Origin of the sequence: Thermococcus sp. LS2 (assembly GCF_012027375.1) — an archaeon.
In the GTDB taxonomy this organism is placed as follows: domain Archaea; phylum Methanobacteriota_B; class Thermococci; order Thermococcales; family Thermococcaceae; genus Thermococcus_B.
Map to the genome: position 1 here is coordinate 44,750 of NZ_SNUI01000003.1, position 19,693 is coordinate 64,442.

The 19,693-nt window shown below is 40.7% G+C and carries 31 protein-coding genes; 6 read left to right on the top strand and 25 right to left on the bottom strand.

Going from position 1 to position 19,693, the window contains the following annotated elements; translation table 11 throughout:
* Positions 1-141 precede the first annotated feature (141 nt).
* Positions 142-750, top strand: a complete 609-nt coding sequence (locus tag E3E24_RS04825; RefSeq protein WP_167885472.1) for a hypothetical protein — start codon at positions 142-144, stop codon at positions 748-750.
* 11 nt (positions 751-761) lie between these two features.
* On the opposite strand, the gene E3E24_RS04830 is transcribed toward E3E24_RS04825, so the two are convergent.
* The 6 genes from E3E24_RS04830 to E3E24_RS04855 all read right to left on the bottom strand — a co-directional run bounded on the left by E3E24_RS04830 (position 762) and on the right by E3E24_RS04855 (position 4,432).
* Complete coding sequence (locus E3E24_RS04830; RefSeq protein ID WP_167885471.1) at positions 762-2,027, bottom strand: TIGR00375 family protein; 1,266 nt, start codon at positions 2,025-2,027, stop codon at positions 762-764.
* A gap of 38 nt (positions 2,028-2,065) precedes the next feature.
* Complete coding sequence (locus E3E24_RS04835) at positions 2,066-2,857, bottom strand: proteasome assembly chaperone family protein (protein ID WP_167885470.1); 792 nt, start codon at positions 2,855-2,857, stop codon at positions 2,066-2,068.
* Positions 2,854-3,036: an RNA-protein complex protein Nop10 gene (locus tag E3E24_RS04840; protein WP_167885469.1), complete on the bottom strand. Its 183-nt coding sequence runs from the start codon at positions 3,034-3,036 to the stop codon at positions 2,854-2,856. Before E3E24_RS04840 ends, E3E24_RS04835 begins: the two co-directional genes overlap by 4 nt.
* The gene (locus tag E3E24_RS04845) at positions 3,033-3,860 is read right to left on the bottom strand and encodes a translation initiation factor IF-2 subunit alpha (RefSeq protein ID WP_167885468.1); all 828 of its coding nucleotides are present in this window, start codon (positions 3,858-3,860) and stop codon (positions 3,033-3,035) included. Before E3E24_RS04845 ends, E3E24_RS04840 begins: the two co-directional genes overlap by 4 nt.
* 87 nt (positions 3,861-3,947) lie before the next feature.
* Positions 3,948-4,145, bottom strand: a complete 198-nt coding sequence (locus E3E24_RS04850; RefSeq protein ID WP_167885467.1) for a 30S ribosomal protein S27e — start codon at positions 4,143-4,145, stop codon at positions 3,948-3,950.
* Between the two features lie 2 nt (positions 4,146-4,147).
* On the bottom strand, positions 4,148-4,432 hold the full coding sequence (locus E3E24_RS04855; protein ID WP_013466648.1) for a 50S ribosomal protein L44e: 285 nt from the start codon (positions 4,430-4,432) through the stop codon (positions 4,148-4,150).
* 390 nt (positions 4,433-4,822) lie between these two features.
* Between E3E24_RS04855 and E3E24_RS04860 the strand changes: the two genes are divergently transcribed.
* On the top strand, positions 4,823-5,416 hold the full coding sequence (locus E3E24_RS04860) for a ferritin family protein (protein WP_346766005.1): 594 nt from the start codon (positions 4,823-4,825) through the stop codon (positions 5,414-5,416).
* Here E3E24_RS04860 and E3E24_RS04865 read toward each other — a convergent pair whose 3' ends face one another.
* The 4 genes from E3E24_RS04865 to E3E24_RS04880 are packed head-to-tail and all read right to left on the bottom strand — an operon-like array spanning position 5,417 to position 7,388.
* Positions 5,417-5,596 carry a winged helix-turn-helix transcriptional regulator gene (locus E3E24_RS04865; protein ID WP_167885466.1) on the bottom strand — a complete coding sequence of 60 codons (180 nt, stop codon included), beginning with the start codon at positions 5,594-5,596 and terminating at the stop codon, positions 5,417-5,419.
* 60 nt (positions 5,597-5,656) lie between these two features.
* Positions 5,657-6,238: a lysine exporter LysO family protein gene (locus tag E3E24_RS04870; protein WP_167885465.1), complete on the bottom strand. Its 582-nt coding sequence runs from the start codon at positions 6,236-6,238 to the stop codon at positions 5,657-5,659.
* Entirely contained in the window at positions 6,235-6,483 is a 249-nt protein-coding gene (locus E3E24_RS04875) for a LysO family transporter (RefSeq protein ID WP_167885464.1), read from the bottom strand. The genes E3E24_RS04870 and E3E24_RS04875 overlap by 4 nt, the downstream gene beginning before the upstream one ends.
* Positions 6,480-7,388 (bottom strand): cation diffusion facilitator family transporter, encoded by a 909-nt coding sequence (locus tag E3E24_RS04880; protein WP_240912114.1) that lies wholly within the window; start codon positions 7,386-7,388, stop codon positions 6,480-6,482. The genes E3E24_RS04875 and E3E24_RS04880 overlap by 4 nt, the downstream gene beginning before the upstream one ends.
* A gap of 112 nt (positions 7,389-7,500) precedes the next feature.
* Between E3E24_RS04880 and E3E24_RS04885 the strand changes: the two genes are divergently transcribed.
* Positions 7,501-7,851, top strand: coding sequence for a hypothetical protein (locus E3E24_RS04885; protein ID WP_167885463.1), 351 nt, complete (start codon positions 7,501-7,503; stop codon positions 7,849-7,851).
* A gap of 2 nt (positions 7,852-7,853) precedes the next feature.
* Here the strand turns inward: E3E24_RS04885 and E3E24_RS04890 are convergent, their stop codons facing one another.
* Positions 7,854-8,378: a GNAT family N-acetyltransferase gene (locus tag E3E24_RS04890; protein WP_167885462.1), complete on the bottom strand. Its 525-nt coding sequence runs from the start codon at positions 8,376-8,378 to the stop codon at positions 7,854-7,856.
* Between the two features lie 55 nt (positions 8,379-8,433).
* Between E3E24_RS04890 and E3E24_RS04895 the strand changes: the two genes are divergently transcribed.
* Together E3E24_RS04895 and E3E24_RS04900 are read left to right on the top strand one after the other, a co-directional pair.
* Positions 8,434-8,910, top strand: a complete 477-nt coding sequence (locus E3E24_RS04895) for a ferritin family protein (RefSeq protein ID WP_167885461.1) — start codon at positions 8,434-8,436, stop codon at positions 8,908-8,910.
* A gap of 46 nt (positions 8,911-8,956) precedes the next feature.
* A complete protein-coding gene (locus E3E24_RS04900) occupies positions 8,957-9,256 on the top strand; it encodes a ferritin family protein (RefSeq protein ID WP_167885460.1) in 300 nt (99 codons plus the stop codon).
* Between the two features lie 181 nt (positions 9,257-9,437).
* On the opposite strand, the gene E3E24_RS04910 is transcribed toward E3E24_RS04900, so the two are convergent.
* The 8 genes from E3E24_RS04910 to E3E24_RS04945 form a co-directional block, all read right to left on the bottom strand.
* The gene (locus E3E24_RS04910) at positions 9,438-9,785 is read right to left on the bottom strand and encodes an iron-sulfur cluster assembly protein (RefSeq protein ID WP_167885459.1); all 348 of its coding nucleotides are present in this window, start codon (positions 9,783-9,785) and stop codon (positions 9,438-9,440) included.
* 3 nt (positions 9,786-9,788) lie between these two features.
* On the bottom strand, positions 9,789-10,142 hold the full coding sequence (locus E3E24_RS04915; RefSeq protein WP_167885566.1) for an iron-sulfur cluster assembly protein: 354 nt from the start codon (positions 10,140-10,142) through the stop codon (positions 9,789-9,791).
* Positions 10,143-10,214: 72 nt separating this feature from the next.
* Entirely contained in the window at positions 10,215-10,562 is a 348-nt protein-coding gene (locus E3E24_RS04920) for a class II SORL domain-containing protein (protein ID WP_167885565.1), read from the bottom strand.
* A gap of 10 nt (positions 10,563-10,572) precedes the next feature.
* A complete protein-coding gene (gene rd, locus E3E24_RS04925) occupies positions 10,573-10,734 on the bottom strand; it encodes a rubredoxin (protein ID WP_167885458.1) in 162 nt (53 codons plus the stop codon).
* A gap of 82 nt (positions 10,735-10,816) precedes the next feature.
* A complete protein-coding gene (locus E3E24_RS04930; protein ID WP_167885457.1) occupies positions 10,817-11,332 on the bottom strand; it encodes a rubrerythrin family protein in 516 nt (171 codons plus the stop codon).
* Positions 11,333-11,447: 115 nt separating this feature from the next.
* The gene (locus E3E24_RS04935) at positions 11,448-12,494 is read right to left on the bottom strand and encodes an NAD(P)/FAD-dependent oxidoreductase (RefSeq protein ID WP_167885456.1); all 1,047 of its coding nucleotides are present in this window, start codon (positions 12,492-12,494) and stop codon (positions 11,448-11,450) included.
* Positions 12,491-13,723: an FprA family A-type flavoprotein gene (locus E3E24_RS04940; RefSeq protein WP_167885455.1), complete on the bottom strand. Its 1,233-nt coding sequence runs from the start codon at positions 13,721-13,723 to the stop codon at positions 12,491-12,493. The genes E3E24_RS04935 and E3E24_RS04940 overlap by 4 nt, the downstream gene beginning before the upstream one ends.
* A 238-nt stretch (positions 13,724-13,961) precedes the next feature.
* Positions 13,962-14,141, bottom strand: coding sequence for a hypothetical protein (locus tag E3E24_RS04945; protein WP_167885454.1), 180 nt, complete (start codon positions 14,139-14,141; stop codon positions 13,962-13,964).
* Positions 14,142-14,278: 137 nt separating this feature from the next.
* Here E3E24_RS04945 and E3E24_RS04950 point away from each other — a divergent pair, with 137 nt between their 5' ends.
* Complete coding sequence (locus tag E3E24_RS04950) at positions 14,279-14,803, top strand: ferritin family protein (RefSeq protein ID WP_167885453.1); 525 nt, start codon at positions 14,279-14,281, stop codon at positions 14,801-14,803.
* A gap of 58 nt (positions 14,804-14,861) precedes the next feature.
* Here the strand turns inward: E3E24_RS04950 and E3E24_RS04955 are convergent, their stop codons facing one another.
* The 6 genes from E3E24_RS04955 to E3E24_RS04980 all read right to left on the bottom strand — a co-directional run bounded on the left by E3E24_RS04955 (position 14,862) and on the right by E3E24_RS04980 (position 19,504).
* Entirely contained in the window at positions 14,862-15,518 is a 657-nt protein-coding gene (locus tag E3E24_RS04955; protein WP_167885564.1) for a peroxiredoxin, read from the bottom strand.
* 209 nt (positions 15,519-15,727) lie between these two features.
* A complete protein-coding gene (locus tag E3E24_RS04960; RefSeq protein WP_240912113.1) occupies positions 15,728-17,620 on the bottom strand; it encodes a molybdopterin-dependent oxidoreductase in 1,893 nt (630 codons plus the stop codon).
* Between the two features lie 20 nt (positions 17,621-17,640).
* Positions 17,641-18,213: a hypothetical protein gene (locus E3E24_RS04965; protein WP_167885451.1), complete on the bottom strand. Its 573-nt coding sequence runs from the start codon at positions 18,211-18,213 to the stop codon at positions 17,641-17,643.
* A gap of 33 nt (positions 18,214-18,246) precedes the next feature.
* Positions 18,247-18,999, bottom strand: a complete 753-nt coding sequence (locus tag E3E24_RS04970; protein ID WP_042679812.1) for a DNA polymerase sliding clamp — start codon at positions 18,997-18,999, stop codon at positions 18,247-18,249.
* 2 nt (positions 19,000-19,001) lie between these two features.
* On the bottom strand, positions 19,002-19,178 hold the full coding sequence (locus tag E3E24_RS04975; protein ID WP_167885026.1) for a hypothetical protein: 177 nt from the start codon (positions 19,176-19,178) through the stop codon (positions 19,002-19,004).
* The gene (locus E3E24_RS04980) at positions 19,175-19,504 is read right to left on the bottom strand and encodes a transcription factor S (RefSeq protein WP_167885450.1); all 330 of its coding nucleotides are present in this window, start codon (positions 19,502-19,504) and stop codon (positions 19,175-19,177) included. Before E3E24_RS04980 ends, E3E24_RS04975 begins: the two co-directional genes overlap by 4 nt.
* Positions 19,505-19,693: the final 189 nt, after the last annotated feature.

The window sequence follows — 19,693 nt, forward strand, 5'->3', positions numbered from 1 at the left end:
CAGACGGGTTTATTAGAATTGCCATGATAATACTCTGCATATTGCCGACAATTATCGAAAATATATTTAACAACTGCAGAAAAATTTATAAAGCCCACTTGAAAAATATTCAACAATTCAGAAAATGCTGGAGGGAATAAGATGCTAAAATATTTAGTAATTGGTGTCATGTTCCCAGTCCTTGCAATTCTGTTTACAAAGTATCTTGGAGAAGAATATGCTTGGATAAACAGAAAGATAATTCACTTCAGCAGTGTTCCTGCAATCCTGTTCTTTAGGGAAGGCTTAGTCACTGGAAAAGAGCTCGCCGCAGTAGTTATGCTCTTTGCAGTTGGACAGTTGCTCACCCATCTTATGAATAAAGAGCTTTCATGGTATCAAATAAAGAACAACTACGGGGAGGTGTTCTACTGCATAATGTTCAGCGCAATGGCTCTCTTCATGGATGTCAATTATGCATCAGCGATAATGCTTGTGATGGCAGTAAGCGATGGAATAACTGGTGTTCTGAGATACTATTACTTCAGAAAGAATGGCTTTAACGTCAAGCTCAGAAAGCACTGGATAGGGAGTGTAGGCTACATTGTAAGTGCAATTATAATTGCCTTCCTAATCCTACCACAGCTAAATGTCTTAATGAAAGTCGCATGGTCAGTGATCTTAATGCTTGCAGAATATCAAAAAGTGATAGATGACAATGTGGCTGTGCCGGTAGTTGCTGTTCTCATAAAGCCACTATTTTTGACATGACTTTTGAACTTTCACTTCTTTTTTAAAAAGCTCAGAATTGAAGCTTGCTTTGGTCTGTAGTAGACTTCCTCTTGTTTAACCTCAATGCTGTCCAAATCTTGGATTTTCGCGTTTCTTATTTCATCTGGCAGCTTAATCTCACCGTATTTACCCCCACCGCCCGGAATGATAGTCAGTTTTTCATTGCGGAAAGCCCAGATAGCTTTGGCTATGTCTTCACCAATGAGTTGTGCTATGCTTTCAATTGGAACATCAACTAAAACTCTAATCTCGCTGCCAAATTCCCTTAAAAGCCTCTCCCAAATTGCCTTTACACTTTTAGTTTCAACACCTTTGCCAGTTACCATTGAAATTATCTCTGCCAGAGGAGCGAGATGAAGGTAGAGAGGTCTATCTTTGGGCCTTTCTTTCGTGTCAGCAAGCTCCAAAATTCTATCTTTCACTCCTTTCTTTATAACTCCCCCACAGCGCTCACATCTCCAATTTAAGCGCTTGGCATCTTCGAGCTTGTATTTTGTGTAACATTTGGAACAAGCAGTTAAGTGATACTTACCTAATCTTGGATCCAAGCCCGCGTTGAGGACTATCTTTCTCCCACCCCTCCTGAGGATAGCTCTTCTAATTTCTTCAAAAGTTGCATCTTTAACCTCAAAACGGTTGAACTCCCTTCCCAAGCGGTGGGGCTGAGGAGAGTGGGCATCGGAATTAGACAGATAAGTCAGCTTGTGGTGGGCTTTTATCATGTCTGCCATTTGAGAGTCAGCTGAAAGCCCAAGCTCTAAAAAATAAATTTTAGCATCTCCATAGCATTCTTTTAAGCTGTCGTATTCTTTATACAAAGCCGTCCATGGAGTAAAGGCATGTGCCGGACCAATCAAAACATCAAGCTCATTAGCTAAATCCGCTATTTCCGCTCCGTTTAAATTCAAGTGGGGTCTGCCTTCGGCATCTATGTCTCGGGAATACTTCCTCAAATGCTCTCGCATCTCTCTAACCGAATCAATGCTCGGGAAAATTAGAACATGGTGAACCCTTCTGCTGTCTTCAACTTCAGCCGTTAGTAGAAACCTAGCGCCTTTAATCTCATAGGTCCCTTCATCCACTTTTCTTGCATACTTCAAGAGCTCCTCTTCCCATTTAGGGTTCAAAATGTCCCCAGTGCCTACTATCCCAAGTCCCTTGAGCTTGGCATAGTCAGCTAAGATTGGAAACACCATGAGCTTTGAAACTGCTTTTGAGTAATGAGAGTGTATGTGAAGATCGGCATCTATGTGCATGGGATCACCAGAAAATGTGAAATGGAAAGCAAAAAAGTTCATAGATACCCTCTATCTTCCTCCTCATGAGGCTGGGGTAATTGTTGCTCAAACATTGCCCTCTGCATTTCCTGCACCTTTTTAAGTATCTCTTCAGTTTCTTTTGCCCTCTCATCGAGCGCAGTCATGTCAATCTCAAGGTTGAGAACCTTTGCTACCACCGTTAATACTGACTTAGCTGCTTTTGCATCTACTATATACCCCAAGCTCTCTCCAAGGAAGCATGCTCCTTTCATTCCCCTAAGCTTCCCTATGCCAAGCAGAAGTCCAGCCGCTCCGACAATTGCTCCTCCTTCATCTTCCCTGAAAATCACAGAATCCCCAAGGATTTTCTTATACTTCTCTTTTGTCTCCAAATCCGTAAATGAGGCCAAAACTCTCGGCTCACCTTGAAGCTCTGGAACCTGATAGCCGCCCATTGTTATTATCTCCCTTGTTCCAAACTGCTCAACGAAGTCAAGCATCTTTCCCACTACTTCAAAGTGGCCGTAGCTGTCTGTTGGGGGTACTTGGGTATCTCCAGTGATTATGATCAAGTCCCTGTGCTCATCATCTGGACTCTTCCAGTAGTAGAACTCGTTTTTCATCAAATCAACGGTTGAGTCCTTCTTAATCAAAACTTGATGCATGAAATGAGGGGAATAGAGCTCAGCAAACTTCTTAGCGTTAAGCTCTTGAATCAGATGCTCAGCTGCCAATTTTCCAACCAACCCTATTCCGGGCAGACCTTCAATAAAGATGGGGTTGTAAATATCTGGTCTCTCATACACAACAATTATTGTTTCTTTCATTCTGAACGCCTCCCGATACCTAAAAGCTCCCTCTTGAGCTTTCTCCTATATTCTCCATATGGGTCTTCAGGTGAAAACCTCGGAGGGTGAGCTACTTTGGTTTTTTCACCACACACTGGACATGTCTCCTTTAGGGTGTACCTTCCGCATTTAGGACATTTCCTTATGCGGAATCTCATTTGCCTCTCCTCTTAATCTTCTTGATCCTTTTCTCCTTCCTAATCAGCGTTGCTTCTCCACCCGCTTTCTTAATTACCCTCAAAATCTCCTCAGCAATGTCCTCGAGGACTTCCTCAGCTTTATAATAATCAGGAGCGGTGATGTCAATCCTGTATCTTGGAGCCCCTTGGTATGTAAACTTAACCTCAATGTCCTTCTCCTTGTTTACCCTGTCTCTAGCCCTAATCAAAGCTTCCTTAATGATGTCAATACCGTTTGGCTTTGGAACTGTGATTTCAAATTCAGCATCAATTGTAACTGTTGGAATTTCGACATAGCTCTTAATTATCTCCTCCAGAACTGGGAGCCACTCATCTGGCACTAAGCCCTCAAGAACTTCAACTCCATTTTGAGCTGCATCTTCAAAGGCCGCATACACTTCCCCGTACTCCTCTTCGAGTGGTACCCAAACTTCTCTCCATGCTGTCTCAAAGTCCTTACCGAGCTTTTCAGCTGCCATCTTTAGGAGATTCTCAGCCTTTTGGGCTCTCTTGAACTCCTGAATCTTCGCTTTCCTTTGCTGCTGGGTTACACGCTTTAGGCTAAGGTCAATATGCCCTTTCTCATGGTCAACTCTGATTACCTTTGCAACAACCTTTTGACCCTCCTTAAGGTAATCCCTTATGTTCTTCACCCAAGTTGATGCAACTTCACTTATGTGCATGAATCCCTCTTTTCCGGGATACTCGTCAAGTGTAAGGAATGCTCCATAAGGATGGATGCTCTTGACAGTCGCGATTACAAATTCTCCCTCTTCGGGAAATTCTCTTGCTCTCCTCGGCATTTTCACCATCTCCTAAAATTGTTTTTACCCTTTGATTGTTGGCAAAAGAGGTTTTTAAAGTTTCGGAGAAAAGAGGAAAAGAAAGGTTCACTCAAGAACCTCTAATATTTTGGCCTTTATAATTCCCTTACCGCCTGTTGGCTCAACGAGAGTAGCCCCACAGACTAAGCATCTCACTTTTGTTGCTGGATTGCTGAAGACAATCTGCTCGTTGCCACAGTCAATGCACTTAACTCTAATGAACCTTGATCTTGGCATTGGAATTAGGCCCTTTGGAAGTGCCATCTTCACACCTCCACAAGCTCAAACTTCTTTACTCTAAAGCCTTGTCCTCTCGTGTGGGCCTTTCCACAGACGGTACATCTGAATCTCAAGTCAAGCTTTTTAACTGGCTTTTCTCTGCCCTCTGGCTTTGGTCTTGGGAAACCCTTGTAACCCTTAAGGATTCTCCTGAATCTTCTCTGACCTGCACTAAGCTCACTTCTTGGTCTCTTTTTCACTTTCTCGACCTTGTGAATTGTGTGCTTCTTACAGAACGGGCAGTAAGTTCTTATCTGCTTTGGATACTTCATTTTTCCACCTCCTCACAGAGGCCCGGTAGGTTCCTACTTTTTCGGATACCCCCGAGCCATGAGGCATTATCTTGCATGCCTCCTTAAGCTTAAACCCTTTAAAATGTTTTTGCTTAGAGAGGGTCACCACGATTTTTAAATACAAAATGTTATTAAACTGTTATGGGAGTGGAGATTATGGAAAGGCTCATTGAACTTGTTGAAACAAGAAAAGACATTAAGAAGAAAGCTGAAAAAGAAAGGGAATTAGGAAGCTGAAAGAACCGGAATATGTTGGCATTAAAAATTTCCTTTGACTGACTTATTTAATTATTTGGAAGTTTCCCAAAAGTTCAAATGAAAGCAGAGAAAAGGCTTTTAAAAATAAAAGAAGAACATAAACAAGAGGGAGTGGTTGTGGAGAGTCCATTAGACGTTTTCATGAAAAAAGCAGAAATTGAAGAGAAAGTGAAGGAAACTTTAAAGCAGATTACCAAACTGCCTCTAAAGGATATCCTTAGTTACGTCATTAAAGGCGAAAAAGATGCAACAGCTCCCTACATCTTTCTCTATGAGAATGCTCCCAGCACATACCTTAAAGAAAGATTTAAGCAATTCGTTGAGATTGAAAAATCTCATGACAGAAAGGTAACGGAGATTTTTAAGACGTTATATCCAAATGAAGAGCCAAAAGATGTTCCCTTTAAAAGCTGGAAGAAAATATTTGAAGAGCGGGAATACAAGCTGAAGACTGTGAAAGATTACTTAGATGTTCTCGAGATTGCGATGGAAGCCGAAAGATTAGCGGAAGAGGTATATTTGTATCTCGAGAAAAATATTGAAAATCCAGAGCACAAAAAGATATTTCTGGAACTCGCAAAGGATGAACGTGATCACTATGAGTTTGTGTCAAAAGAATATGAACTCTATGAAAAGGTAAAAGCCGAACAAGAACTCCAAGAGCTCATCAAAGAGCTTGGGAAGGATAAAGAGAGAAAGGAGTAATCACTCAGCTGGGGCATAATAACAGCGCTTTGGTGAGATTATTTTTCCTTCCTTCTTCAGCTTTTTAATGATTTTATCGACTTCCTTCTTTGGAATACCTGTCATTTCAGCGATCTCAGCACTTTTGAGCGGCTTTCCAGCTTTTCTCATAATCTCCAAAACAACCTCCTCATTGCTCATCTAAATCCCTCCGTAGTTTGCAAATAGAACTTATATGTTCGAACTTATAAATTTAATGGTTCAAAGCTGAAGTATGAAAGGAATCAAAAATGGAGCCACTGCCGTTAGGATAAATCCATGAACAAATGCAATTATTGTAATCTCGCTTCCCCCAAATTTTACAATGACTGGTAGTGTGGAATCCATGGTCGTTGCTCCTCCCATTGAAACTGCGAGCTCCTTAGGGATTTTCTTAATAGCTAGAGGATAAAACAGAATCGTCAATATCTCCCTCGTGAGATTTGCCAAAAATCCAATTACGCCATAAACAGCTGAGTACTGTGCCAAGAGAGGTCCAGTTAATGAATACCAGCCAAATCCAGCCGAAATCCCCAAAGCCCACCTTATGGGAATATTAAGCAAAAATGACGCTAAGAGTCCTCCCAGCAGAGAACCTATTACAGTGGCAAGTGGCAAAACTAATGCAATCCCTCCAAGCTTCTTAATTTCCCCAACTCCCCTACTTTTCCCTAAATCAACCCCAATGATGAAGATTAACAGATAGAGCATTACTTCATATAAGTTGCCAAACTGAAGGGTTGTGTATTTCCCTACCAAAAGCCCAGCAAAGAGAGATACCAGAACTAGGTAAAGAAAGCTCATCTCAGCCTACCTCCTAAAAGCACAGCAAAGAACAAGCTGCCTACAATCGTTAGGACGGCAAAAGTCAGAGATGCGATAAGCAGATTCAAAGCGTTTATTTCGACTCTGCCTGCCTCAACACCCATAAAGAAAATCAGTAAGAGCAAAGTTACGCTCATGGGCTTATCTAAATCAAATCTTTTCAATTTATCTTTCATAAAGTATCCGACTATTACACCAATAATAAGAGGCACAAATATGTTCATTTCATACCACATCCCACAAGCTCTTTCTCCTCGCATCTGTTTATCTCAAGTTGTACAGTTACATGGGTTATCCCAAACTTTTTGAGTCGCTCCTCAGCTTCATCAATGATTCTTTGAGCTTCGCTTATTTTCATATCCTCAACTTCAATGTGGCATTCAAAGTGAATATCTTTCTCCCCAATGCGCCAGAGATGTATATGGTGGACATTTTTAACCCCATCAATATTTTCGAGCTCTTTTTTGACATCTTCAATGTTAACTTCTGGAGATGCCTCCATCAAAATTTCGACAGAGTGCTTTAGTACCTCAAAACCTTCTTTGAGAATATACGCAGAAATTAAGATTGTTATTGCTGGGTCAATCCAAAGTATTCCCCAATATCTAATTGCAAAGCCCCCAATTATAACTGCCACCGAAGACAGCGTATCGCTTAAAAGATGCAGATAGGCCGAGCGGACATTGATGCTCTCATGTGAATGTCCATGAAGAAGTAGAACTGAGATCAGATTAGCTATCAAACCAATGATAGCAACAATTAGCATTAGCCCAGTGTCTATGGGATTGGGATGTTTGAACCTTTTATAAGCCTCAGTAAACAGAAAAAGTGAAACTCCAACCAAAACTGTTGAATTTACAAACGCCGTTAAAATTTCAGCCCGCTTATACCCAAAAGTGTATTTTTCATTTTTCTCTCTTTCCCCGATTCTAATAGCAATATAGCTCAAAAGCAAGCTCATGGCATCGCTGAAGTTGTGAAGAGCATCACTCAACAGTGCCAAGCTTCCAGAAAGAATTCCACCAATAACCTCAGCTAATGTTATGATAAAGTTGAGACCTATTGAGAAGACCATCTTAAACTTCATGGCTCTTCTGTTGTGCTCATGGGGATGATTAGTGTGTGTCATCGTAGAAAATCTGCCTGTTTACCTTTAAAAATTTTATTTAAGCGTTAAAATAATTGTTACATAGGAGCTAACCATTACCAGTGTCCTGAATGCCATGCCAGAGGGTTTTTCAATGGAGCCCTTCCAGATACATGCAGTCATTCAGATCTTAGCATTGATGAGCTTCCTTACTGGAATACATTATGCAAAAAACCACAACCTAAAGATGCACCACACCTTCATCTACACTGCAGTTATTCTTCTAACTATCAGCATTGGGTACATGCTCTATATAATCAGAACTCTTTCCCCACACGGAGTGCTTGGACTCTTCGTTTACTTCTATATTCTCCTCACAATATTCAGTGGCAGGGCTTTTTTAACAAGAAAAATTACAAGAGATCAGCACAAGCGTTTAGCTATGATCGCGGTGCTTCTATTAACCCTCCAAATCCTACTGGCAGTTTACAACTTCCTCCTTTGACTTTACTCTTTTTTCAGCACCACGAACTCCTTATACTCCATAACCTCCTTAAATCCTTTTTTGAGATAATACTCATAAGCCTCGAGATGTTTGAACGTTATTAAATAAGGCTCTTTTCCAAGCTCCTTCAGCCTTCTAATTGCAAATTCTAAAAGTTTTGACCCATAACCTCTTCCTCTATATGCTGGATCAACCATAAAGAACTCTATTAAGCCAGTTTTTTCATTTTTCAGTTCTTCTGGTACCCACCAGACATCTTTGCCATTAAAAGTATAAACGAGGGCGATAACACCGATTATCTTGCCATTTTCCTTTAAAGTGTACAGCTCATCGAACTCTTTTCCAAGTCTGAATTCCAGAAAAGACTCATATACTCTTTTGAAGCCTTCAAAATCCTCTGGACTTGGCTTGTTCTCAACCCACTCAAGAGCTGGGTAAGCTCCATTAGTACCTTGATACACTCTGAAAACAAAGCTAAGCAGTTCATCTTTAAGTGATAGAGGATTTTCCACTTTGACGATCTCCATTTTTGTTCCCCAAAAGAGTTATAGCTCTGAGCTCTAAATAAATTTTGGTGATAATATGAACGAGCTCGAAGCACTTGCTTTAGCACTTGAAGTTGAGAAAGCCGAGCTGAAGTTTTATCTTGAAATGGCGATAAAAGCAAAAGATGAAAAAGCAAAAAAGATGTTTCTGTTTTTAGCAAGAGAGGAAGCTGAACATTGGGATATATTTGAAGAAAAATTCTTTGAAAAGCTTGTAAAGGAATGCGAACTTCCAGCTGTTGATAAAAACATTCTTGAAAAACTAACGCCCAAATACGAAGGTGAGCTTAGTGAAGTTAAAGCCGTCGAGATAGGTCTAGAACAAGAAAAGCTGACGTGGGAATTCTACGAGAAAGCTGCTGAGAAAGCAGAGGATGAGAATGTGAAAAGAACATTCCGCGAGCTGGCTAAGAGGGAAAAAGCTCATTACGAGCTTTTAAAAGCACAATACGATGCTGTCATGAAGACAGGAATATGGATGGATTATCAAGACTTCAGCCTTGAGGTTGACTAATGAAAACGTTTATTGCCTCTAAGGTCGAAATATAAGCGGTGATACCATGCTTGGATTGAACCCAATTTCCATGAACAAAGGAAAGCTCTCCAAAAAGGAAATCGTACAAGCTCTCCGCTGGGCTGTTATAGCTGAGCTCGATGCTATCAACTTCTATGAGCAGTTTGCCGAGCTGATTGATGACGAAGCTGTAAAGCACATCTTCCTTGATGTTGCTAATGAAGAGAAAGAGCACGTGGGGGAGTTTTTGGCTTTGCTCCTCAAACTCGATCCTGAACTGGGCAAGCACATAAAGAAAGGCTTTGAGGAAGTCGAAGAGGAAACCGGTATAAAGGTCGAGCTTTGATTCTTTTTTCTGTAATCTATTTTCTCCTTCAATGCTTCAATATCAATGTTCTTACAGCCAAACTTTCATAAAAATTTCCTTGCCCTCATCTCAGATTTTATTGCCATTCCTAGAAGTTCCTCAAAGGAAAATCCTTGATTCTTTCGAGGGGAAGTTCCTCATCAAGTTCTGGAACCCTCTTTCATCCTTCCGCTAAAAGCAGCCCCAATTCATTATACACCTCAACCCTATCAAATCCTTCCTCCTTAAGCACGCAAATTATTCCATCCAAGATTTTTCTCTGCACGTTTATTGCTATCATCCGACAGAAATGGCATTCTGGGGTCGAGCGAGCCATAAGGAGAAAGACTTGAACCTTTCTGCCCTCGACTGTAAGACCATAAACTAAACCTTCATCAACAATGCTTAGCTCAGTTTCAGGGTCTTTGACTTTTTTCAGGATTTCAACAACACGCCTAACCTCTTCAGGCAACTCTTTCCTTTTCACATCTTTTGGTTTCTTCTGCTTTAAGAAGTCAAAAAGTCCCATTGCTTAGACATCCCCCAAGTCTTCTGGCTTATATCTTCCCCTATTTTCAAATTTCCCAACTATGTTGTTAGCCAAATCATAGACGTAAACATTATCAAACTTAACCAATGCAAAACGCTCCATTATATCCCCAATTATCTTGGAATATGCTATTGGGGATTCACCTATAATGTTATACTCCGCATGACTTTCAAATCTCAGCCATATCTTCAAGGTGTCCTTAGTTACCTCTAAGCCGGCAACAACCCCTGAATCGAGTATATCTCCTCCAGTTACTGGATCAATTATCTTCTTAAGCTCTTCGAGAACTTCACGATACTCCTGCGGATACTCTCTATCTGGACTATAAACCTTCATTTTCTTCACCGAATTACGATCAGCATATCAATTAAAAAACATTCCTGGACAAAAATGGATAAAGGAAAGAAATCACTCAACGTCAACACTGTTCTCCCAGAGGCCGTGAATGTTACAGTAGCTTAAAGCGTAGAGCTTGCCCTTCTTGCTTGTTCTGATGTAGAACTTTGCCCTTGGCTCAGTGAGTGGGTCGTTGTGGTTGGTAAATGCTACTCTGCCAATCATAATTGGGAACTTCTCTCCCTCTGGGTGGAAGTAGAGCTCAATCCAAGCTATGTGGTGCTCTGGTGTGTTTGGGTGTGGAATTTCTTTTCCAACACTAACCTCAATCTCAAGCAAATCTCCATCCTTCTTGTACTCTATAACTGGAACGTGCTTCTCTCCTTTCCAATCTCCAGAAGCTATAGTTTTGCTCAACATCCTCATCACCTCACTCTATTTTCTCAAACATGTCTTTTCCAGCTCCACAGAGCGGGCAGACCCAATCATCCGGCAAGTCTTCAAACTTTGTTCCCGGAGCTATTCCATTGTCTGAGTCGCCTTCCTCCTCATCGTAGATATATCCACAAACTATACATTTCCACTTTGCCATCTTACAAACCTCACTCTAATATTGTTAGATCAACCTTATAAAGTTTGTGTATCAAACTTAAGAAGTTAAGAAAAAGAAAAGCTCACTCAAAGACAACAAACTTTTCTTTTGTTATACCACAAACCGGACACTTTTCTGGAGCGTCATCTAATGCTGTGTAACCACAGACAGGGCATATGTAGATCTTTTTAATTTCCATATCCTTCTTTTGCTCTGCAAGCTCTTTCGCTTTCTTGTAGAGTTCAGCATGAATCTTTTCTGCCTCTAACGCATAGTGTGTACTCCTAACAGCTTCCTTTTCTCCTTGCAATTCTGCAACAGCCTTATAAGCTGGATACATCTCCTCAACTTCAAAGGTTTCGCCATCTATAGCCATTTGGAGATTTTCAACTGTATCTTTCACATTTCCAAGGGCCTTGAGATGGTTCTTAGCATGAACCAGTTCAGCAAATGCTATAGCCCTGAAGAGCTTTGCGATGTTTGGAAATCCTTCTTTTTCAGCAACCTCTGCAAAAATGAGGTACTTCATATGGGCTTGGCTTTCACCTGCATAAGCTTCGCTCAAAAACTTCTTTGTCATTTCCCTTTTCACAACCATATTGTTCACCTCCATCGAATCGTTTCAATACATTTTCAAAAAAGAAATATAAAAGGTTTTCTCAAGCTATAGGTTGTTTTATAAGCCTATTTATGTTAGATTAGCCAAATAATTCCTATAAGAGCTCATTAAGGTTTGCTCCAGTCTTGATGGATTTTTCAAGTTTCATGGCAGTTTTTAAGTCATCAAAAACTACTGCACCCAAGATTTTCCCTTGAGCGGTGAATATTTTGATGTTTTCATTTATCCAACGCCCTAATCCTTTAATTTTTCCAATTACTGTAATTGAAAAATCAGCGAGTCTAAAAACTGAGGAGCGAAACTCAAAATTATATCTGTCCTCTTTTCCTCTAAGCAGATTTGCCAGGACTCTTGCATGTTCCATAGAAGCTCTGGCAGTTCCACAAATTATACCATTATACTCGGCGCAGTCCCCAATTGCATATACATCCCTTGCTGAGGTTCTGAACTGCTCATCAATCAGAATACCTCCCCCAGCATGTATTCCGCTCCTTATTGCAATTTCCTTGTTTGGAACTATACCAAAAGCACACACTTTAAGCTTCCCCTCAATGTAACCCTTATCTGTAAAAACGCCGTTTTCATTAGCTTTTACTAAATTTGTATTGAGATGAAACTTAATTCCGACATCTTCAAGCCTCTCTTTTAATATTCTGCTCAGCTCCTCATCAAGGCCAAGAATTGTATTTCTCCTATGAATGAGTCCTACATCATAGCCCGCCTTTGCAAGGTTTCCTGCAAGCTCAAGAGCTTCTCTTATCGCTTTTGCGTCTTCAAACGTTCTCAGTACCTTCAAGTACTCTTTGCCTTCCATCATAAGCTCTCTTGCCTTTGCTCCCATTGCAAGAACCAAAATATCATAATCAAGCTCCCCTTCGGAGGTTATCAGCCTTTTCCTTGCCCTGTCTATTACCCTAGCCTCAACTCCAAGCTTAAGTTCTATACCCTTCTTCTCATACCACTCAAAAGAATATGGAAAAAGAGCCTTTTCGTCAATGAAGCCAGCTATATAATGACTCAGCATTGGCTTGCTGTAGTATGGGAGGTTTTCCTTATCAACTATGGTTATGTCAAACTCCCTTGAGAGCTCTTTCGCAAGCGTAACTCCTGCAATACCGTTTCCGACTATAATGAGCCTCATTTATTCAGCCTCTCAAGGAGCTTTCTGACTCCCTCTCTAATCCTTTCCTCATCTTCCTTAGTTGTTCTTCCCCTAGCTTCAATTGTGTCAACATGGTCAAACTTGCTCCTCATTATCATCGTCTCAATTTCTCTCCCAGCGACACCTCCCCAGCCATATGCACCCAGAATCAGCACGGGCTTCTCGTAGTTTGCCTTATCAACTATTTCATAGAGGACGTAGCGGACTCTTGGATGGATGTTTGCCTCATATGTTGATGCCCCAATTATAAGTGCCTCACTATCTGGAACCTCACCGAGAATATCACTGACTGCTGGAGCTTCTTTATCAGTGAACTTATACACAACTGGATTATAGCCATGCCTTTTCAGCTCATCTAAAGCTATTTCAACAGCCCTCTCAACAAAGCCATACATTGAGTCATAAATCACAAGGATTTTGCCTTTCTTTGGAATTCCAGCTCCAACGGCTTCATAGTATTCAAAAATTCTTTTTGGATTCTTCCTCCATATGAGACCATGTCCTGGGAGAATCATTTTCGTTTCTTCGAGTATTCCAAGCTTCTTAATCTTCTCTAGGTTTTGGACAATGTACTTGTGATAATGGCCGATGACAGTGACTATGTACTTTGTAACGTAGGGGAGGTACTTTTGAACAACTTCTTCATTGCTGTCATCTATAGCTTCTGGGATAGAGTAACCACCACCAGCGTCACAGCTGAACATCAAACCATTCTCGACTATATACGTAATCATTGTATCAGGCCAGTGAAGCCATGGAACCGTAATGAAGCGGAAGGTTTTTCCACCTATTTTCATTTCTTCGCCATCTTTGACTGCATGAAAGTTCTCAACAACTTTTGGTCCATAAAAAGCCTCAAGAAGCCTCTTTGCAAAGCTCGTACCTATAAGCTGAGCTTTATAGCCATTAAGCTCAAGGACTTCAGGAAGAGCACCACTGTGATCAGGCTCAGTGTGATGAACTATTATGTGCGTTATCTCTTTGGGATCAACAAGCTTTGAAAGTGCTTCTATAAACTCTTTAGCATAGTTCTTTTTCCAACCATCAAAGAGCACAACAGCACCATCTAGCTTTAAGAGGTAAGCATTGTAAGTTATCCCTTCTGAAATTTCCCAAGTTGCCTCGAAGTATCTTATTTGGTCGTCGTCAACCCTTAGCAGATAAAGCTCAGGTTCATCAATAATTTTTTCAATCCAGACCCTTGGCATTTAACTCACCCAATTAACGTTATAGTCATAAGGATTAATAAAAGATACTACCTGTTAAGGATCTCAGAATAGTAAGGATTACTTCCAATAATTCTCTTAAATGTCTTCTCCCTATTGTATGGCCGTGATCTTTTACCTAGATGGTGTGTTTGAAACACCGCTAATTAGTGCGCAGTCCCCCACTTTAGGTTCGACTTTCGGCACCATAATGTTTGTGAGTTAGGAAGCAGATGAGCAATCATAAGTAATTCTTCAGCACAAAGATTACGAAGCCCATGGCTATTGCCCCAAGAATTAGCACTATAACTGTTTCAAGCTTTGAAAAATCTTTCAACTCTTTACTCTGCTCTAAAAACTCTTTTTGCTTTACCTTTGCAATTCTGCTCGAATCTCTAATCGTTTTCTGGTCTATTATCATAAAACCACCTTACTAGATTGCCCTCCCAGAAAATATAACCATTTCGGACAGAGATCAGCATATAGTATGCAGTCTCCAATCCAAACAGTTCCGAAAACGTTAATAATCATGATGAGAAATTAACTATGGTGGTTTCCATGGAGATAACTGACAAGGAAGTTTTTGAAATAGCTATGAACTCCGAAATTAGGGCCAAGAAGGCTTATGAGAAGCTCGCTTCCATTGTGAAGAGCGATATCATAAAGGATGAGCTTCTCTTCTTGGCGAGAGAGGAGGACAAGCACAGAGAGATAATAGGGAAGATTGCTGAGAAGCTCAAGGGAGAAAATGTTGAACCTAAAAAGATAAAGACAGAGGTTATGGCAGAGTTCAAGGTTATAGCTGAGAAAATGGCTGAAGCTATAACCAAGCCCGATGTAAATCTCGATGAGGTTTATGAAATTGCTATGCAAGCCGAACTTGTTAGTGAAAAACTCTACAAAGAGCTTGCCAGATATGCTGCCACCGAGAAGACCAAACTTCTCCTAGAAATGCTTGCGGATATGGAAAACAACCACTACAATATCCTCAAAAAGCAATATGAGTATATAATGCGCTATCCAGACATTTATAAAGAAGAATTCTACGACCAACTGATGAAAGACATAAACTTCAACTTCTGATTTTTTCTTCTTAGTTTTATCAAAGACAACCAAAAGAAAAGCTAAAAGGGTAGAGAAATCATTCAAGCTTCTTGTAGCAGAACCACCAGTCGTAGCACTCAATTTCTCCCTTGGCCTTTGCCTCTTCTCTCTGCTTCTTTTCTTCAATTGTTGATGCTGGCGGGATGATAACCTTGTCACCGATGAGTTCGTTGTTTGGCCACTTGTGTGGAAGCGCAACGCCTTTCTCAGTGCTTATCTTGAGTGCCTTAACTAATCTGAGTATCTCGTCCCAGTCTCTTCCAACTTCGGCTGGATAGTAAACGATTGCCCTTATGATTCCCTTGTCGTCAACGATGAAGACTGCTCTTGCTGTGATTGTTGCGCCGCTTGGAATCATACCAAGCTTGTCAGCGAGCTCACCGCGGTCGTCGGCTATGATTGGAAAGTCAATCTCAACTCCAAGGTTTTCCTTTATCCACTCTATCCACTTAATATGGCTAAACACTTGGTCAACACTGAGTCCAATGGGCTCAACACCTAACTTTCTGAACTCCTCAGCTCTCTGTTGCATTGCATAGAACTCAGTTGTACAGACTGGTGTAAAGTCCGCTGGGTGGCTGAAGAGAACAAACCACTTGCCCTTTTCTGTGAAGTAGTCGGGCAATTTTATCACTCCATGGGTTGTCTTAACCTCAACTTCTGGGAACTTTTCACCTATCACGACCATTTCCATCACCTTTATTTGTTTTTTCATTATAACCTAAATAGTTCGAATATATAAATTTTTTGGTTCGTCTAACATTACTCATGTTGTCGAACATCCAAAGCAAATTTTTAAGATTTGGGATTTTATTTTAAAAAAGTATCCAAAATTGTTGACAGTTTGAGAAGATTAACTGAAAAATGTTGTCAGAAATTTAGAAATTAAAATGCTTATATTGTCTAAATTTTCCTTACTTCAACCCAAGTTGAGTGATATGCTGATGCATTTCCATATTTTTCAATAGTCTCATCAGTCGTCAATACATTAACATTCCAGCCAAGCTTTGAGATCCAAAAAGCTTTGTAGAGCATAACAACTCCTTTAGGAACGTCTTCAGTTAATTTGACTGTCGTTTTTATTCTTCCATGTTCGTTGTAAACCTCCACTAAATCACCATTTTTAATTCCTCTTTCCTCGGCATCTCTGGGATTCATGTACAAATAGGGGTCTATAATTCCGTAGGTGTTATGGTACTGACTTGTTATTGTCATTCTGTATGTTGGGCTGAGAAGCTGCAATGGATAGTCCCCTTTGAGCGGCGTGTATTGTGGGAATGGCGAAAGCCCTCTCTTAACTGCTCTCTGGGAGTAGAACTCAATCTTTCCGCTTGGGGTGAGATATTTTCTTGGCTTTTCAGGCACTTTTAGAAATCCTTTCTTTCTAAGCTCCTCCCAGCTTAAATCATTTTGCTGAAGGATTTTTCTAATAATATCTTCCTCAGTTTCATAAAGATAGGGATTATCAATTCCAAGAGCTTTCGCCAGCATTACAGTTACTTCCCTATTGCTCTTTCCATAAAGCTTCGCAACTGGCTCATTTAGTGCAACATAACGGTGATAGTAGGAATCTGCCATATCCAAGCGCTCAAAGAAAGTATTTGCTGGTAAAACAACATCAGCAAAGATAGCTGTATCAGTCAAGAAAATATCATGAACAACAACAAAGATGTCACTCTCTTTTAATGCCTTCCTTAGGCGATTCTGATTTGGGAGGGAAGCTAGGGGGTTTGAATTATAAATGTAGAGAAACTTAATTTTTCCTCTTTCAATATATTCTGCCAACTTTATCTGCGGGATTCTTCTTGCGGGCTTAGTTCTCAGAAAAGCTCCTTCAGCATAGCTCTTGTCAATAGTTTTCATGTCATAGATGAAGCCAAACTCATGACCAACTAAAGCTGGCAGAAGGGAGATAGCCCTAACTGCTTCTCCCCCAGCCAAAGAACGCTGGAAGCCGTAGCCTATGTGGATAACCCCTCTTTTTTCTGCATATTCAAAAGCAAACTCTTCAATCTGCTCTTTCTCAACTCCAGTTTCCCTGCTAACAAAGTCCAAGTCAATCTTTTTTACATAATTCTTGAATTCATCAAATCCATAAACATTTTCTCTAACAAAATCTGCATCATACAGCTCGTTCTCGATTATGATTCTCGCAATTCCCAACGCGAAGAGGACATCAGTATTGGGCTTTATTTGGAAGAATTTGTCGCTTCTTTTTGCGGTCTCAGTTCTTACAACGTCAACTGCCCAAATCTCTAAGCCATACTTTTTGGCGAGCATGAAGCCATGAAGATTTGTCCAAAAAGCATTTATTCCCCAATAAACAATCAGCTTTTGATTTTTCAGCTCTTCTGGGTCTAAGCCCACAGCTGTTCCATAGACATCTTTCAAAGCTTCTTGTCCAGCTCTATCACATATTCCATAGTCCAAAACGCTTGCATTCAAATAGTGGAAGAGCCTCATTGGGAAGTAGAAGTTAACAACACCCCTATCACCAGCATAGTTGTAAACTAATATGCTTTCGCTTCCATACTTCTCGATTGTTTCTTTAATCTTATCTGCAACTAGGCTTATAGCCTCCTCCCAGCTTGCTTCTCTGAATTTTCCTGCCCCCCTTTCGCCTTCTCTTATGAGAGGAGTCTTTAATCGTTCCTCACTGTGGAACCACTTTGGTAACAGAGCTCCTTTAGGACACAAAAAGCCTCGAGTTATCGGGTGTTTGGGATTTCCTCTAACAAATAGTCTGCCATTTTTAATCTCGCTTATAATTGAACAAGTGTCATAGCAATCTCTCATGCACACAGAGAACATTTTCATCACGGATTTATGTCTATGAGCTTCGCAGCATCTCTCTCCACAAGGATTTTTCCAATGCTCTTTGGAAGTGTTACAAGGTCACCAGCTTTAAATGGTCCATATTCTCTAAGCTTTTCATCAAGAACTTTGGGAATATCAACTTTGATGAGATAAGCTTCCCAAATAGCACGTTTGCCAACAGGTATTTCAATCTCGCTCTCCTCTTCAGCAGTTTCTTCAAATTCAACTTCACCAGAAAGAGGTAGAGGTTCGCGGTTTATAAACGCCATGAGAATTGCAAATATCTTCTTTTCCTCACTTACTAAACTTTGAGGCCTTCCATCAAAAGCCAAATCAACTATCTTGTGAAGTCTGATTTTGATTATTTCCTTCATCAAGTGCTCTGCAATATTGAGTTCAGCCAAATAAAGCCTCTCTTCAACGGTCTCTCCTCTTTCCTTTGAACTTTCTGCTCTGAGCTTTAACGCCCGAACTAGGCTATCAAATTCTTTATAAAACTCATCATCAAGAGGAGCAAGCTCATTAGATGAAAGTTCTCTTTCAAGGAGCTCTCTTAGTTTTACAATGTCCAAAGGGATCACCTATAAAGAAAGAATAAGGGGAAATCACTCCTCCTCTACTCTTGGTGCAAGGAGGAACGTTAATCTTCCTTCGTCTCTTACTGGGTAGTCCATCTGGAGGGGCATGTCGTTTCCGAACTGAATAATTACCTCATCAGCTTTTCCGATTCCCTTGACCATATCAGCGAGGTAGCTGATTCCATAGGCACTCTTGGTTTCTTCTTGAACCTCAAGGTCAAGCAAGCCTTCGTCTTCAAGTGTGAGCTTTATCTCAACCTCATTTGTTTCTCCTTCAGCCTTCATTATGAACTCGTTCTCCCTTGCGATGAACTTCAAGCTGTCGCTGACGAGTGATGCATCCTTAACAGCTTCTTTGAGAACTTCCCCCAGAACAACTGCTTTTGCTGTGAAAGGTAGCTCTGGAAGTTCAAGTTCAAGCTCTTCGACCTCGATGAGAGGTAGTCTGAATGTTCTAGTTGCTGTTCCTTGCAGAGTCACTTCAAGGAAGTTCTCTTCACCTTTTTTCAAGATGAGAATGTCTTTGCTCTTTCCTCTTTTGAGGATTTTCTTAAAGTGATCCATATTAACGCCAATTGTCTCTTCTCCGTCAACTTCATATTTTGAGAAAATTCCAGCCGGCAGGTTGAGGTCAATGAGAACAACTCTGCTTGGATCCATTGCCCTCATGCTTATCCCATCTTCAGTAACCTTAAAGGCTGCCTCATCAATCAAATTGCTTGCTGTTGCTATCAAAGTTGCAAAATCCTTTGCTCCATCAAAAACAATCTCGAACGGCATCTTCACACCTCCATATCATTGAGAATTTTGAGCATCAATTTAACTCTTTCTTTACCTCTCCATAAATAAGCCTTTCCATTGTTTACATCGGGTATCCTTTTATAAGCTTCATCCAACTCCTTTAAAGCCTTTTCTGCAAGCCTCCTCAGTACCTCAATCTCCTCTTTCATATCTATCACTCATAGCTCCTCCATGTATAGCCGCACTTTGTACATCTGTAGAATATCGTTGAAGGTTCATCTCCAGCTCTCGTTTGCAGCTCCCACCAGTAGGCTTCGTCATTTCCGCACTTCGGACATGTTATCTTCACCTTTGGCAGTGTTGCTACATCTTGCTCAATAACTGGTATGTCCTCAACTTTATGCTCAACCTTTTGAGTTAGACGGTAAGCCTTAGCAGCCTCTGGGTTTAGAGGCTCCTCATAGCCGCACTTCCTACAAACAAAGACCTCTCTTTTCCTATCGGGGAGCATTATGCTTCCACACTTTGGGCAGAACTTCACCATTTTTCTCACCCCTTTAGCTGAGGGTTAGGTATGTTGGAAGAGGATAAAAAGTTTTGCCACCTGGGGAAATGCCTCATATCGCATTACTTATATCGTGCTACCTATTGAAAAACTCAAAAAAGAATTAGAGGGATTATAATTCACAGAGTACCAATGCTAGGCAAGAAAACTACACGGATAAAGAGAAAA

Excerpts from the sequence above, each read along its gene's own strand:
- E3E24_RS04825 (WP_167885472.1), top strand. The coding sequence starts at position 142 with ATGCTAAAATATTTAGTAATTGGTGTCATGTTCCCAGTCCTTGCAATT.
- E3E24_RS04830 (WP_167885471.1), bottom strand. The coding sequence starts at position 2,027 with ATGCACATAGATGCCGATCTTCACATACACTCTCATTACTCAAAAGCA.
- E3E24_RS04835 (WP_167885470.1), bottom strand. The coding sequence starts at position 2,857 with ATGAAAGAAACAATAATTGTTGTGTATGAGAGACCAGATATTTACAAC.
- E3E24_RS04840 (WP_167885469.1), bottom strand. The coding sequence starts at position 3,036 with ATGAGATTCCGCATAAGGAAATGTCCTAAATGCGGAAGGTACACCCTA.
- E3E24_RS04845 (WP_167885468.1), bottom strand. The coding sequence starts at position 3,860 with ATGCCGAGGAGAGCAAGAGAATTTCCCGAAGAGGGAGAATTTGTAATC.
- E3E24_RS04850 (WP_167885467.1), bottom strand. The coding sequence starts at position 4,145 with ATGGCACTTCCAAAGGGCCTAATTCCAATGCCAAGATCAAGGTTCATT.
- E3E24_RS04855 (WP_013466648.1), bottom strand. The coding sequence starts at position 4,432 with ATGAAGTATCCAAAGCAGATAAGAACTTACTGCCCGTTCTGTAAGAAG.
- E3E24_RS04865 (WP_167885466.1), bottom strand. The coding sequence starts at position 5,596 with ATGAGCAATGAGGAGGTTGTTTTGGAGATTATGAGAAAAGCTGGAAAG.
- E3E24_RS04870 (WP_167885465.1), bottom strand. The coding sequence starts at position 6,238 with ATGAGCTTTCTTTACCTAGTTCTGGTATCTCTCTTTGCTGGGCTTTTG.
- E3E24_RS04875 (WP_167885464.1), bottom strand. The coding sequence starts at position 6,483 with ATGAACATATTTGTGCCTCTTATTATTGGTGTAATAGTCGGATACTTT.
- E3E24_RS04880 (WP_240912114.1), bottom strand. The coding sequence starts at position 7,388 with ATGACACACACTAATCATCCCCATGAGCACAACAGAAGAGCCATGAAG.
- E3E24_RS04885 (WP_167885463.1), top strand. The coding sequence starts at position 7,501 with ATGGAGCCCTTCCAGATACATGCAGTCATTCAGATCTTAGCATTGATG.
- E3E24_RS04890 (WP_167885462.1), bottom strand. The coding sequence starts at position 8,378 with ATGGAGATCGTCAAAGTGGAAAATCCTCTATCACTTAAAGATGAACTG.
- E3E24_RS04895 (WP_167885461.1), top strand. The coding sequence starts at position 8,434 with ATGAACGAGCTCGAAGCACTTGCTTTAGCACTTGAAGTTGAGAAAGCC.
- E3E24_RS04900 (WP_167885460.1), top strand. The coding sequence starts at position 8,957 with ATGCTTGGATTGAACCCAATTTCCATGAACAAAGGAAAGCTCTCCAAA.
- E3E24_RS04910 (WP_167885459.1), bottom strand. The coding sequence starts at position 9,785 with ATGGGACTTTTTGACTTCTTAAAGCAGAAGAAACCAAAAGATGTGAAA.
- E3E24_RS04915 (WP_167885566.1), bottom strand. The coding sequence starts at position 10,142 with ATGAAGGTTTATAGTCCAGATAGAGAGTATCCGCAGGAGTATCGTGAA.
- E3E24_RS04920 (WP_167885565.1), bottom strand. The coding sequence starts at position 10,562 with ATGTTGAGCAAAACTATAGCTTCTGGAGATTGGAAAGGAGAGAAGCAC.
- rd (WP_167885458.1), bottom strand. The coding sequence starts at position 10,734 with ATGGCAAAGTGGAAATGTATAGTTTGTGGATATATCTACGATGAGGAG.
- E3E24_RS04930 (WP_167885457.1), bottom strand. The coding sequence starts at position 11,332 with ATGGTTGTGAAAAGGGAAATGACAAAGAAGTTTTTGAGCGAAGCTTAT.
- E3E24_RS04935 (WP_167885456.1), bottom strand. The coding sequence starts at position 12,494 with ATGAGGCTCATTATAGTCGGAAACGGTATTGCAGGAGTTACGCTTGCG.
- E3E24_RS04940 (WP_167885455.1), bottom strand. The coding sequence starts at position 13,723 with ATGCCAAGGGTCTGGATTGAAAAAATTATTGATGAACCTGAGCTTTAT.
- E3E24_RS04945 (WP_167885454.1), bottom strand. The coding sequence starts at position 14,141 with ATGATAATAGACCAGAAAACGATTAGAGATTCGAGCAGAATTGCAAAG.
- E3E24_RS04950 (WP_167885453.1), top strand. The coding sequence starts at position 14,279 with ATGGAGATAACTGACAAGGAAGTTTTTGAAATAGCTATGAACTCCGAA.
- E3E24_RS04955 (WP_167885564.1), bottom strand. The coding sequence starts at position 15,518 with ATGGAAATGGTCGTGATAGGTGAAAAGTTCCCAGAAGTTGAGGTTAAG.
- E3E24_RS04960 (WP_240912113.1), bottom strand. The coding sequence starts at position 17,620 with ATGAGAGATTGCTATGACACTTGTTCAATTATAAGCGAGATTAAAAAT.
- E3E24_RS04970 (WP_042679812.1), bottom strand. The coding sequence starts at position 18,999 with ATGCCGTTCGAGATTGTTTTTGATGGAGCAAAGGATTTTGCAACTTTG.
- E3E24_RS04980 (WP_167885450.1), bottom strand. The coding sequence starts at position 19,504 with ATGGTGAAGTTCTGCCCAAAGTGTGGAAGCATAATGCTCCCCGATAGG.